Source organism: Arthrobacter sp. ov118 (assembly GCF_900116495.1).
In the GTDB taxonomy this organism is placed as follows: domain Bacteria; phylum Actinomycetota; class Actinomycetes; order Actinomycetales; family Micrococcaceae; genus Arthrobacter.
This window is the reverse complement of sequence record NZ_FPAY01000005.1, coordinates 58,645-71,214: the sequence shown is the minus strand read 5'-3', so window position 1 is coordinate 71,214 and position 12,570 is coordinate 58,645. Positions and strand designations below refer to the sequence as shown.

Sequence of the window (12,570 nt, the reverse complement as noted above, 5' to 3'; positions counted from 1 at the left end):
AGCCTACGCCGGTCGAGTACTGTTGGCGCCTCCCCGTGGAGCTACCGTGAGGGAAGCGACGCGTTCCAGTCCCGGATGGAGATGGTCGCCGTCATCCACCACGCCGGTCTGCCACCACAGGTTCAGCCCTTCCGGTGCCACCTCCAAGTAGGCCAGGTTGTTGTCGAACCACGGACCCTTGATGCCGGACCAGCGAAACGGCGGGTCCGGGACCTTGGCCGAGCGCGCAACCAGGGCGCCAACCGGCGTGGCCAAGCCATAGGACATGATGGCTGCGAAGGACCGCATCAGCCGGGGCAGCGGATTTCGGATGGGGGAGCAGACCGCTTGCAGGATCCGGCTGCCCGAGGTCCGCTCCACCTCCGCAACGTAGGAGAAGTGCACGTCCCCGGAGAGGAAAGTGATGGTTTCCGGGGCCGGGCCACGTTTGCCATCGGCGACCTCGTTCGCCATGGCGGCCACTTGGCGGAAACTGTTTTGGAAGGCGGCCCAATGCTCCAGGTCCACCGCGCGGCGCAGCTTCTCGCCGGCCCGGGCGGCATGTTTCCCCCACGCACCCTCGGAGACGGCCTCATTCCACGACTCGACGTAGTGCAGGCCCATCGGTAGCAGGAAGGGAAGAGACGTCGCGACGAGCAGATGGCGGAGTCCGCCACGCATCCGGCCGTCAAGCCAGGCAAGTTCCGCATCATCTACAAGGGCGCGGTCGTCCGGTGTCAGGTCCCGGGCAGCGCGGGAATCCACCACGATCAGCCGGGTGTCCCCGAAATCCCGGCAGTAGCTCCACCGGTAGGACTTTGGGTCCCGATCAGCCTGCTCCGCGAAGGCGTCGAGCTCCGCGCCGACGTCGATCTCGTCGTCGCCCGTGTGGCCAGTGATCCGGCGCCAGATGGCATCCTGCGCCCGTTCCTGCGGAGACAAGTTCCCCAGGTGCTGGTAGACCCAGTACGAGGCCAGCCCCGCAACAATCCGGTCATGCCACCACGACGTAGTTTCCAGTTCCTTCTTCCAGCTCAGGGAGGTATTCCAGTCGTCTCGGATGTCGTGGTCATCGAAGATCATGGCGCTGGGCAAGGTGGACAACAACCACCTGTTCGCAGGGTCTGACCAGGCCAGGTAGTACAGATGGGCGTATTCCTCGTAGTCCTTCAGCTCCTCGCCGGGCGGTGCATCGATGTCTCGACGGGCGCGGATGAACTCCTGCATTTGCTTGCTGGTCGAGTCGGCGTACACCTGGTCCCCGAGGAAGGCCACCAGATCCGGCCACGGCAGATGGCCGTCCGAGGCCATCCGCAGGGCGTAGGCGCGCAGCGAGTCGACGCCGTGGGTCCGGTTGCCGGACGCATCGTGCGGGACGCTCGTCCGGCAGGAGCCGTAGGCCATCCGCAGCGGTTTGCCCGGGGTCAGCGTCGCGATCATCGACTGCGGGAACCCGGACGACGGATCGGGCCAGACCTGTGTTCCGTGCACATCGACGGCGTAAGCGGTGACCGTTCCAGGCTCCAGCCCGTCCAGTTCCACCAGCGCGTAGTGGTGACCGTGGACTGCGAACGTTTTGGCCGCCCACTCCCTGCCGCTGGCGCGGACGGAGACCTGGGCAGAAGATTCGGTCTCCACCCAGATACTCGCAGATGTCGCATCCACGTGCCGCACCATGGGACCGAGCACCAAGGGAGAGGTCGTCATGAGTCAGTTGTACTCGCTCGCGCCGGGTGCGGCTATGGGAGCGCGCCTTACCCGCTTCCTTGTGTACCTGGTTCCTTGCGTGCTTTTGCATTCTCAGGGCTATCCTCGGATGCGCCACGCTCCCGGGCGAGCTGGTCATGGAGCCTGTTGATCTGGGCGGCGAGGCGGGCGAGTTCCTCGCTGCTGATGATTTCATCCGCTTGCCTGCGGTCATGGGTTGCGGCAGTTACGCTTTCAACGAGCCAGGAGGACACCGCCGCCGTGACCATGCTCAGGACTGCAAACCCGCCGACCATTAGCGCGGCCGCAGCCCACCTGCCCGGAACCGTGACGGGGTAATAGTCGCCGTAACCGATCGTGGTGATGGTGACTACCGCCCACCACAATGAGTCGCCCATGGTGGTGATATTCGCGTTCGGAGCGTTCTTTTCGAAACTGAGAACGCTCAGGGCCACCGTGTAGATCAGAAGGATGGCCGAGACAATAACGTAGGCCATGACGCGGGTCCGGATGGCAGTGCCCGGGGCCCGCTCCATGACTTGACGCAAGGTAAATGGGCGAAGAAGGCGTAGTGGCCGCGCTACCGGAAGCACGACCATAAGCAGGTCCAAGGGGTGGCGGACGAACCATCGGCCCCGCCGGCGGGCCAACAGTAATTTCACGATGTAGTCGATGCCGAAGGCAAGCCACGTTGACCCCATGACGAGAGCTAGGGCAGTGGCGTAGGGGTCCGGCGGTTCGGCGATGACCAGAATGGAATAGGCCGTCAGAAAGAGAAAAGCCGCTCCGACGAGGGGCCACTCGGAATACTTGAGCCAGGTTTCTTGCGTCATGGCTGAATGGTAGGACTTTGCTCCCCGGATGTCCGCCCGCATTCTGCAGGCCGAGCAGCCCCGCCTGGCGGACGGAACCAGGCCCACGGCTAACTAGAGCCTTTCGGCACGCCGACAACCGGCGCCGGCAGCGGTAGATTGTGGCTGCCAGATGCCGGCCCATGCGGGGCACGGCAGAGCGTTGTGCCGCAGTCGGAGGCGATTGGCCATGGCGGAAAACCAGCGAAAAGACGGAACCGGGCGCGTGCGTACCCAGCGGGGCGGGGCGCGCACCCACAGTCTCGCCGGCGAATTGGGAGTCCTCGAACAAAACATCCTTTTGCGAATCCAAGATTTTGATGATCCCAGCCAGGAATGGCGGCGCCTGTTCTCGGAGTTGTACGGCACCTTCCTGCTCGTCATAGTCGCCGCCGGGGGTGGCATGATGAGCCAGGCGTTCCCCGGCGTCATCAGCCGCACGGCGGCCGTCGTGGCACCCGGCCTGATGGTGTTGGGCATCATCTTGTTCATGGGCAAGATCTCGGGCGCGCATCTGAACCCCGCGGTCAGCATCGCCTTTGCCCTTCGGGGTGATTTCCCCTGGCGCCGGGTACCTGGCTACATCGTTGTTCAGCTCATCGGGGCCACACTTGCCTGCCTGCTGCTGCAGGCCGTCATCGGCGTCTCGACCACCTCCGGTTCAAACTATCCGGCGCCGGAGTACTCGGCGGGAGCCGCCTTCTGGATGGAGGCACTGCTGACGCTGGGGCTGGTCAGCGTCATCTTGGGGACCGCCTCCGGGGCCCAGAATGTCGGGCTGCTGGGGGCGTTTGGCGTAGGCGGGTACATTGCCCTGGCGGGCCTGTGGGGCAGTCCCATCTCCGGCACGTCGATGAACCCGGCACGAACGTTCGGGCCTGACCTCGCCAGTGGGAATTTCAGCGACTACTGGGTGTATGCCGCCGGGCCACTGGTGGGAGCAGTGGCCGCCGTCGGCATCGCCTTTGTTTTGCGCGGTGCGGGCGGCGGCGAGTCGGGTTCCGGCGCCGCGCAGGGAGGCCTGTTCACAGAGGCCGCCAAGGACAACACCGGAGCTGCCAGGGAGACAGAAGCCTAAAGCCCGGATGGCCGGATCTCGGATGAGACGGCCGCCCACTCAACCCTTGAGCTGCCGTGTCAGCACCTCGTATTCCTCGACGCCGAGGATCTGCATGTGCTGCTCGGCGCTGGTTTCGGTGCGGATCTTTGTCGCAGCTTCCTCGCTGCCGGCAAGAGCCTCCTGGTCCTCCCACAGGCTGATCGACAGTGACTTGTTGTCCTTCCCAAGCAAGTAATAGATCCCCAAACACCCCGGCAGCTGGAGCACCCGGCTGACGGTGTCATCCGTTGGCGCCCCTGAACTGCCCGGTCCGGGCTGATACGTGCTGACACGAGCGAACATGTTGGCCTCCTGTGGTCCGGTTTTGACGTGTGGAGCGCCGGCCCCTTTGGCCCTCAAACCGGTAGCTGGATCATTGGGTAACGCGCCCTAAGGGTTCGTCGGCTCGACCTCCTCCCACCAGTTAGGACCTGTCGGCGCCGGCGCACAAGGCTGGAGTTTTCTTGGCCGCATGAGTACCTCCGAAGGCCCCTCTGCCGGCGGTCAACTGTCGGCGCCGAGGGCAGCCCAGGCCTTCCTCCTCAGGTCAGCGAGTTCCGCGCGCGCCACAAGGGCCTCATCCAGGCTGACGGCTACAAACCTGGTGGAGGTGCCGGGCGCGGCCCGGGCCAGCAGATCCATGTCGGCGCTGATGACCGTGCCCACCATGGCGTAACCCCCGCCGGAGACGGCATCGCGGTGCAGGATGATGGGTTGAGTGCCGCCAGGAATCTGGATGGACCCGACGGCGTATCCGGCATCCACGATGTTGGAGGGATCGGATCCGGCGCCGAACGGCTGCTCCCGTTCTTTCCACTTCACTCCGGGACCTGAGTATCTCAGCCCCATCCGGTCAGCCACCGGGGTCACTTTCCACTCACCGTTCAGGAGGTTGTCCAGTCCTTCGTCGGTGAGCCGGTGGTCGTACAGACCAAGGACAATCCGGACGGCCTGTTCTTTCGCGAACACAGGACGGAATTCCTCCGGAACGGTATCTGCGTCGGGCAAGGCTCCGGTGTTGACCGCGGCGCCCACCGGAACGTGGTCACCTGCCTCCAGTTTGCGGCCCTGGAATCCGCCGATCGCGCCCAGGCTGTAGGTGGACCGGCTGCCGAGCACCTCGGGAACATCGACGCCTCCCTGGACCGCAATGTAGTAGCGCGTGCCGCCACGAATGACCCCGAAGCTGAGTTCATCGCCAGCCCGCAATTGCAGCCGGGTCCACTGGGCCCGGGATTCGCCGTTGATCTTAACTTCAACTGGTGCCCCCGTGACGGCGATTAAGGCGTCTTTGTCGGTGGTTACCACCGGGCCCAGGTATGTGCATTCAAGGACGGCCTCCTTGGCGGTGTTGCCCACCAGGGCATTGCCTAGTTCCGCCGAGTATTGGTCCATGGAACCGCTCTGCGGGATGCCCACGTTGTAGTGGCCAGTGCGTCCCTGGTCCTGGACCGTGGTGGCCAGTCCGGGGTTCTTGATGTCAAACGCCATTAAGGGCCTCCATGAGTTCCTGGTTATAGCCTTCGGGATCTGCCAGCGCCTTGGACAACTCAAATGTCACGGGCACCTGCCGGTAGCGGAACGTCCCTGCCGAGATCTCAGCCTGGATGTTGTTGTATGCGGTCTCGTTGACCGGCTTGAATTTCACGATGTCCCCTGGCTTGAAGAACACCATGAAGTCCCGGAAGTCAGCCAGGGTCTGGGCCGGATCGAAGATGGGCGCCGCAGCGACTCCGAACATCTGGTAGCCGCCCGCACCCCGCACGGAGTAGATGCAGCCGAAGCAGCCGCCGTGGCCCACCGTCAGCTTGGGGGTATCGGTGCGGGGACTCAAGTACTTGGGTACCTCCAGTTGTTTCTCCCGTTCCACCAGCTGGAAGAGGAACGGCAGGCCGGCGACGAAGCCAACCATGGAGACAAGCCACGGCTGCTCATGGTGGCGCTGGATGAATTCGGCGGCATCCTTGAGGTTGTTGACCTTGGCTGCGTAGTCGATGTCGGTGCCGCCGGGCTCCTGATGGAATCCTTCGCGGAATCGCTCCGACACTTCCGCCGTGAAGGGATCGTCGTACCACACCGGGACTTCGACGATCCGTGTTTCCAGCGCTTGATCCTGGTGGTGCGCCAGGTCCCCTTCAATCGCACGGACGGTCTCTTCGAGGGTCGACGGCGGCAGGATGTCCGGGTCGAACCTCACCAGCAGCGAGGCGTTCGCAGGACAGACGTCCACGATGCCGGGCAGCTGCATGGCCGAAAGCTTCGCTGCGATGGACATGACCCTGAAGTTCGCCGCCAGACTCATGGACTCCGCGACCTCAACGAACAGGAATTCGTCTCCGCCCCAGGTGTAACGGGCCTCCAACACGGCGGGTTCCGGGCTGCTCATTGTGCCTCCATCAGATCGGGGACGGTTTCGAGGAATTTCGAGTGGTGGGTGACGGCCGCAAATTCGGGCCGGCTCAGCAGCTTCTTGTGCACTGGGATGGTGGTCTTGACCCCTTCGATGTGGGTCTCATCCAGGGCCGTCAGCATCGCCTCAATGGCCGCTTCGCGTGTGTCCGCATGCACAATCAGCTTGGCCAGCAGGGAGTCGTAGTACGGAGTGACCGTGGAACCGGCCTCCACCCCGGTGTCCACCCTGATGCCTGCGCCCGCGGGCCAGTCCATGGCCGTGATCAGGCCAGGGCTGGGGAAGAAGTGGTGGTCGGGGTCCTCGGCATTGACGCGGCATTCGATGGCGTGGCCATTGAATGCGATGTCGTCCTGGCGGAGGGACATTGCCCCAGTGAACGCGATCTGCAGCTGTTCGCGGATCAGATCGACGCCCGTGATTTGCTCGGTGATGGGGTGCTCAACCTGGATACGAGTGTTCATTTCGATGAATGCCGCTTCATGGTTGACCGGATCATAGAGGAATTCGACCGTTCCGGCGCCGCTGTAGCCGCACTCGCGGGCCAGTTCCACGGAGGACTCCCGGATCCTCTGGCGGACGTGGTCCGGGAGGTCCGGCGCCGGTGCTTCTTCAATGACCTTCTGGGAGCGCCGCTGCATCGAGCAGTCGCGGTCGCCGAGATGGATGAAGCTTGTGCCATCGCCGAGGACCTGTACCTCCACGTGACGGGCATGCTGCACAAAGCGTTCCAGATAAACGGTGGGATCGCCGAAGACGGCCGCCGCTTCGCCGCGCGTCTGCTCAATGGATTCCAGAAGTTTGCCTTCGCTGTGCACAAAGCGGATGCCCCGGCCTCCGCCGCCGGCGGAGGCCTTGATCACGAGCGGGTAGCCGATGCCGCTGGCGATTTCGACGGCGTCGGCCGCCGGATCGAGGGGGCCGTCCGAGCCGCGGAGCACGGGGACGCCAGCCTTCCGGGCCGATTCCCTCGCCAAGGACTTGTTGCCCATCATCGCGATGGCGTCCGCGTCCGGCCCCACCCAGATCAGGCCCGCATCTGCGACCTTCCGCGCGAAGTCCGCATTTTCAGAGAGGAACCCATAGCCCGGATGGACGGCATCGCAGCCGTTGTCCACGGCCGCGGCGACGATGGCGTCCTGGTTCAGGTAGCTGGCGGTGGCAGGCGCCGGGCCCACCACGACGACGTGGTCAGCGGACCGGGCAGCCAAGGACTCGACGTCGGCTTCGCTGGCCACCACAAATGTCTCGATGCCCATCTCGCGGGCGGTCCGGGCGATGCGCACGGCGATCTCGCCGCGGTTGGCGATGAGTAGCTTCTTCATTTCTATCCTTCGCGGACTACGACGATTGCATCGCCGGGGTTGACCATGTCGCCCTCGTTGACCTCAAACGACTCCAGGGTCCCGGCCACATCGGACTGGATTTCGGTGAACTGCTTCATGATTTCGATAATGCCGAGGGTCTGTCCGACCTCGATGGCGTCGCCTTCGTTGGCGAAAGGCGGCTTGCCAGGGCCGGGCTTGCGGTAGAAGACGCCGGGGAGCGGGGAAACGATGGTTGCCACGGGATGCTCTCTTTCAGATGGTTTGGATTGATCGGTTCAGCCCAGGACCGCACGCACTGCTGTGGCCACTGCAACAGAATTGGGTGCGTCGGAGTGGACGCAGATGCTTTGGAACTGGATGTCCAGCTCGGTGCCGTCAACAGCGAGGACCGGCTTGCCGGCCAGCGCCCTGCTGACACGCTCAGCGGCGGCGGCGGGGTCGGTGGGCGCCGGGCGGCGCTGGATCAGCAGCTCACCGGCCGGACCGTAGTTGAGGTCAACAAAGAGTTCGGGCACGAAATCCACCCCCATGGCCTGGCACACGCGTTCGTGGGCGGTCCCCGCGAGCCCGAAAAACGGAACGCCGAACTGCAAGGCTGTGCCGGCGGCGGCCTGCATCAGTTCCTCGTCACCGGCCAGCATGCCGTAGAGGGCGCCGTGCGGCTTGATGTGGTTCAGTTCCAGCCCGTGCTTTGCGAGGAACGCCGTCAGGGCCCCGGTCTGATACAGGATGATCGACTCGACCTCCGCCGGCGTGAGAACCATTCGGCGGCGTCCGAACCCCACAAAGTCCGGCAGGCCGGGGTGCGCTCCGACTGCCACGCCGTGCTCTGCAGCCATCGCCACGGTCCGTTCCATGACGTCGGGATCGCCGGCATGATACCCACAGGCCACGTTGGCGACGTCGATGATGCGCATGAGTTCTTCGTCGTTGCCGAACTCGTGGAGGCCGAGGCCTTCGCCCATATCGGAGTTCAAGAGGACGCGCCCGGAAGCGCGGGGAGAGGCGTCAGGAGAGGTGTCGGGAGTCACATTGGTTTGCATGGTTGCAACGCTACTCAGCAATTCACGCGCCCGATATTGTGCAGGTCGCTGAATATGCGGGTATCAATTATGGTTATTGCACTGACCGGCCGGGGAGCCCCGCCGTACTGGGAGGGTCGCGTGCGAATTTCAGATCTAGCAGACGACGCCGATCTCAACATCCGACTCCGGGTGGCGGGCGGCGAGGGCCGACTGGCCCGGCCCATCACCTGGTGCGCCCCCACCGAACACATGGACCCCACGCCTTTCCTTAGCGTGAATGCCCTTGTGCTGACCAATGGCATGGGCCTGAACGTCAAGGACTTCAGGATCTGGGACGCCTACGTGGAGCGGCTGGGCTCCGTGCCCGTATCAGGGCTGGCATTCGGCTTGGGCGCCGCCCACAGCGAACTGCCGGCCGGATTGGTCTTGGCCTGCGAGGCGCACGGCCTGCCGCTGCTTGAGCTCCCGCCGGAGGTGCCCTTCGTCCTGGTCATGCGGCACGTGGAGCAGGTCATCGCGGCCGAGCGCTACGAGGAACTTCGGAAAGGCTGGGAGCTTGCCGATGAGTGCACCCGGCTGGCGGCCGACGGGCGTTCCCTGGCCGAGGTTCTGGCGAAGGTGGCGGACGTCGTCAACGCCAGAGTGGCCGTGATCGATCACAATGCGTTCGAGCTGGTCTCCGCTGGTGCGGCGCACGGCGGGACAGCGCGGACCGCGCTGCGCCTGCCCAGCGGCGAATCCGAGCAATTCAGGCTGTCCATCCAGGGGATCGGGAGCGACATTGTGCTGCAACCAATCCTTGGTCCCGTGGCTGCCGTCATCGCCATGCAGCTGAGCCATACCTTGGGATCCCATTCGCCCCTGCATTCCCGGGAAGCGGCACGCTTCATAGAGGCCCTCTATGAGGACCGCGGCGAGCCGTCCGCTCCGCTGCGCCGCTACGCCCTCGAATCCGGGTTCGATCCCGACGGCGGCTGGGGCGCCGTGCTCATCGGCGGCTCAGTAGAAGTGGCCCCCGCAAAGCTTCGCGCCATCGCGTGGCGCGCCCGGGTGGGGCTGCAGGCGGGTTTTGGCACCGTGAGGTTCATGGAAGAAGCCGGACTCACCACTCTTCTGCTGCAGCAACAGCACGCAGCGGCCGACTTGATTGACGCCGTCCGGGAATTCTTCGGGGACGCCCCGGAACTCTCGGTCATCGTCTCGGAATCGGGGGGCCTGAGCGAACTGCCGCTGGCGCTTCAGCTTGCCCGCCGTCACATCGGACGGCCCGGCGTTCACGAGGCGCCGCCGGCCGATCTCGCCGGCATTGTGCAGGGGTTGCCGAGCCCGGGACTGGTGGCAATGTGCGAGCGCCTTCTGGCCCCCTTGGCGGACGGCGGCAGCTCGCTGCGGGAGACTTTCGACGCCTACCTGCGCCATAGCGGGAATTCTACGAAGATCTGCGATGAGCTGTTCATCCACCGGAATACGCTCAGCTACCGGCTGCGGAAGATTGAAGAGCTGCTGAAGGTGGACCTCTCTGATGGCGAAGTGCGGGCCACCTACATGCTTGCCCTCGGAATCGTTGCCGCCCCCCGCTGACCACCTTGTGCAACCTGCATGAAAAGGGGAGTCAACATTGGGCGAATCTCCGGTAGCGCCGTGTGAGTCGGGTCACTAGTCTCAAGTCATGGGCTTGGACGCGGGCCCGGTCCGTGCATCGAGGGGCTGGGCGCAACGCCCTTGCCAACGGATGTGACTGATCGATTCTACTAACCAGTCCGGCCGATCAGAGGTTCCCTTGCCGCGTCATACTGCGTTGCCACAGGCGCTGCTTTCGCGCACGCACAACGACGGTTCCAGCCTCACCGGATCGACGTGTTCGCCGTCCAGCACGCGCTTGAGGAGCTGCACTGCCGTCCGTCCGATATCCAGCATGGGTGAGCGGACCGAGGACAGCGGGATGGGAAGCTCCGCGGCCAAGGAGGTGTCGTTGAAACCAACCACCGCAACGTCGTGGCCGACGCTGATGCCGTGGGACCGCAAAGCTCCCATCGCGCCGATCGCCGCGAAGTCATTGACGGCGAACAGCGCAGTCGGACGGGGGCTGCAGTGAGCCAGGATGGCCTCCGCCGCCTCCCGTCCTCCGGCGGTATCGAAGCGGGACCACACCACCGCATTCCGGGGAATAGTCCCGCCCAGCGCACGCCAGCGGTCTACGAAGCCGGCCGTCCGGTCGACGGCCGTGCTGGCATAGGGCTCGCCGGCGATCACCGCGACGTTCCGGTGCCCCTTGCTCCACAGGTGATCTGCCACAAGCTCGCCGCCAAGGACGTCGTCGCACGTGGCGGACGGGAAGCCCGGGACGCGGCGGTTCATGAGCACGAACGGCACCTTGCGGGCGCTCAGCTCCCGCAACAGACCGCTGCCCAGGTGTGCGTCGCCGATGATCAGCCCGTCCACCCGCCGGGCCAGCATGGACTCCGTCTTGCGGCGTTGTTCCTCCGGGTCGTCGCGGGAGTTCATGACAAACGTGGAGTAACCGAGCTGCGCTGCGGCCTCGTCAATGCCCTCGTACATGATTGCCAGAACGAGGTCGGAAAGCCGGGGAACAATCACGCCCATGAGGCGGGTGCGTCGCGTCCGCAGGCCGGCGGCCTGCGGATCGGGGGAGTAGCCCCGCTTCCGCGCCAGCTCGCGTACGCGTTCGGCCGTAGCGACGGAAGCTGCCCCCCGGGCCACTTCGGAGCCGGAGTGCAGAATTCTGGACACGGTCGACGGATGGATGCCGAGCTCGTTCGCGAGATCCTTCAGCGTCACCGTGCGGCCACCGGCCGTGCTCTCTTCCATTCGTTCCCCTGCCTCAGTCCAAAAGGTCGTCACCAAGACTGCCTGATGATGAGCGGATCCCCAGCCCAGGCACTCTTGACGTGTCGCAACTCACATTCTATAGTCGATCCATCGAGTTGCCCAATCGATTGGGTAGCCAGGCGTCCAGCAGCGGACGGCGCCGTTTTCACCCCCTTGATACTTCCCGGGAGCATCTGCGGGAAACGTCGGAGGGGCAACTTTTATCTGATCACCCAATCGATTGGGTAGGGATCTGGCAACAGATCCAGAACAGACGGAGTGGACATGACAGTCGCAGATTCAGCTGGCCCCCATGTGGTGCTGCTGGCCACGGGAGGAACGATTTCCTCCCGTGAGTCCGAGGCCGGGGGAGCCGCCGTGGCGTCGGACACGGGGGAGCAGGTGTTCGCCAGCATGGGTGTGCCGACCGCTCATCCGGTCCGCGTGGTTGACGTTTTCCGGAAGGGGTCGTACCTGCTGACCGTCGACGACATGATCGCCGTCTGCGCCAGGATCCGCCAAGTCCTCGCCGACCCGCAGGTTCTGGGCGTCGTGGTCACCCACGGCACGGACACGATGGAGGAGACGGCCTATCTCGTTGACCTGACCCACGCTGACCTGCGTCCGGTCGTGTTCACCGGCGCGCAGCAGGCGGCCGACGCCAAATCCCCCGACGGGCCCGGCAACCTCTCACGCGCCATCGCCGTCGCAGGTTCTCCCCAGGCACGGGGAAGGGGCGTGCTGCTTGCGTTCGCCGGAACCATCTTTCCCGTGGCCGGCGTCCGGAAGTACCACACCACGCGGCTCGACGCCTTCGCCAACCCGGATTTCGGTACCGCGGGTTCGGTGTCCGACTCCGGGGAGGTCACGATGGCGGGCGCACGGCGCGCCCTTGCCCCGTTGCCGTTGCCGGGCGAAGACGCCGGTTCGCCGCGGGTGGACCTCATTGCCGCCTATCCCGGAGCGGATTCCACCCTCTTGCTGGCGAGCCTCGACGCGGGGGCGGCAGGGATCGTGCTCCAGGGGACGGGAACCGGCAACGCCAACCGTGTGCTCTGCCGGGACATCGCCAACGCTACAGCGGCGGGCGTCGTAGTGGTGACCAGCACCCGGGTGGAGTCCGGTGCCGTGGTGCCCCGGTACGGCGACGGCGGCGGCGAGGACCTGCGCGCTGCCGGAGCCATCCCCTCCGGGTTGCTCAGGCCATCCCAATCACTCGTCTTGCTGAGTCTTCTGCTCAGGCTCGGCACGCCCGCGGACCGCATTGCGGAGGCCTTCGTCAGCCGGGGCGCGCCCGGTGGCTAGTCCGTCTCGCAACCCACGTTTCACCCACAAACCTCAA

General features: G+C 65.0%; 12 protein-coding genes. 3 read left to right on the top strand and 9 right to left on the bottom strand.

Features of this window, described 5'->3' with window-relative positions; all coding sequences use genetic code 11:
- Positions 1-3: 3 nt before the first annotated feature.
- Positions 4-1,686: an alkaline phosphatase D family protein gene (locus BM372_RS11320; RefSeq protein WP_090955256.1), complete on the bottom strand. Its 1,683-nt coding sequence runs from the start codon at positions 1,684-1,686 to the stop codon at positions 4-6.
- A 47-nt stretch (positions 1,687-1,733) separates the two neighbouring features.
- Positions 1,734-2,519 carry a potassium channel family protein gene (locus tag BM372_RS11315; protein WP_090955254.1) on the bottom strand — a complete coding sequence of 262 codons (786 nt, stop codon included), beginning with the start codon at positions 2,517-2,519 and terminating at the stop codon, positions 1,734-1,736.
- Between the two features lie 244 nt (positions 2,520-2,763).
- On the opposite strand from BM372_RS11315, the gene BM372_RS11310 reads away from it, so the two are divergent.
- Complete coding sequence (locus BM372_RS11310) at positions 2,764-3,615, top strand: MIP/aquaporin family protein (RefSeq protein WP_256214207.1); 852 nt, start codon at positions 2,764-2,766, stop codon at positions 3,613-3,615.
- A 39-nt stretch (positions 3,616-3,654) separates the two neighbouring features.
- Here the strand turns inward: BM372_RS11310 and BM372_RS11305 are convergent, their stop codons facing one another.
- From BM372_RS11305 to pxpA, 6 genes are all read right to left on the bottom strand, one after another.
- Positions 3,655-3,939, bottom strand: coding sequence for an antibiotic biosynthesis monooxygenase family protein (locus tag BM372_RS11305; RefSeq protein WP_090955250.1), 285 nt, complete (start codon positions 3,937-3,939; stop codon positions 3,655-3,657).
- A gap of 201 nt (positions 3,940-4,140) precedes the next feature.
- A complete protein-coding gene (locus BM372_RS11300; RefSeq protein WP_090955248.1) occupies positions 4,141-5,127 on the bottom strand; it encodes a 5-oxoprolinase subunit C family protein in 987 nt (328 codons plus the stop codon).
- A complete protein-coding gene (locus BM372_RS11295; RefSeq protein WP_218160870.1) occupies positions 5,117-6,022 on the bottom strand; it encodes a 5-oxoprolinase subunit B family protein in 906 nt (301 codons plus the stop codon). The genes BM372_RS11300 and BM372_RS11295 overlap by 11 nt, the downstream gene beginning before the upstream one ends.
- Positions 6,019-7,371, bottom strand: a complete 1,353-nt coding sequence (locus BM372_RS11290; RefSeq protein ID WP_090955246.1) for an acetyl-CoA carboxylase biotin carboxylase subunit — start codon at positions 7,369-7,371, stop codon at positions 6,019-6,021. Before BM372_RS11290 ends, BM372_RS11295 begins: the two co-directional genes overlap by 4 nt.
- Before the next feature lie 2 nt (positions 7,372-7,373).
- Positions 7,374-7,613, bottom strand: coding sequence for an acetyl-CoA carboxylase (locus BM372_RS11285; RefSeq protein ID WP_028276237.1), 240 nt, complete (start codon positions 7,611-7,613; stop codon positions 7,374-7,376).
- Between the two features lie 36 nt (positions 7,614-7,649).
- Positions 7,650-8,417 carry a 5-oxoprolinase subunit PxpA gene (gene pxpA / locus BM372_RS11280; protein ID WP_090955244.1) on the bottom strand — a complete coding sequence of 256 codons (768 nt, stop codon included), beginning with the start codon at positions 8,415-8,417 and terminating at the stop codon, positions 7,650-7,652.
- A 120-nt stretch (positions 8,418-8,537) separates the two neighbouring features.
- Between pxpA and BM372_RS11275 the strand changes: the two genes are divergently transcribed.
- Positions 8,538-9,980 (top strand): PucR family transcriptional regulator, encoded by a 1,443-nt coding sequence (locus tag BM372_RS11275; RefSeq protein ID WP_177235972.1) that lies wholly within the window; start codon positions 8,538-8,540, stop codon positions 9,978-9,980.
- Positions 9,981-10,187: 207 nt separating this feature from the next.
- Here the strand turns inward: BM372_RS11275 and BM372_RS11270 are convergent, their stop codons facing one another.
- On the bottom strand, positions 10,188-11,228 hold the full coding sequence (locus BM372_RS11270) for a LacI family DNA-binding transcriptional regulator (RefSeq protein WP_090955240.1): 1,041 nt from the start codon (positions 11,226-11,228) through the stop codon (positions 10,188-10,190).
- Positions 11,229-11,513: 285 nt separating this feature from the next.
- Between BM372_RS11270 and BM372_RS11265 the strand changes: the two genes are divergently transcribed.
- A complete protein-coding gene (locus BM372_RS11265; protein WP_177235971.1) occupies positions 11,514-12,533 on the top strand; it encodes an asparaginase in 1,020 nt (339 codons plus the stop codon).
- The last annotated feature ends 37 nt before the right edge of the window (positions 12,534-12,570 follow it).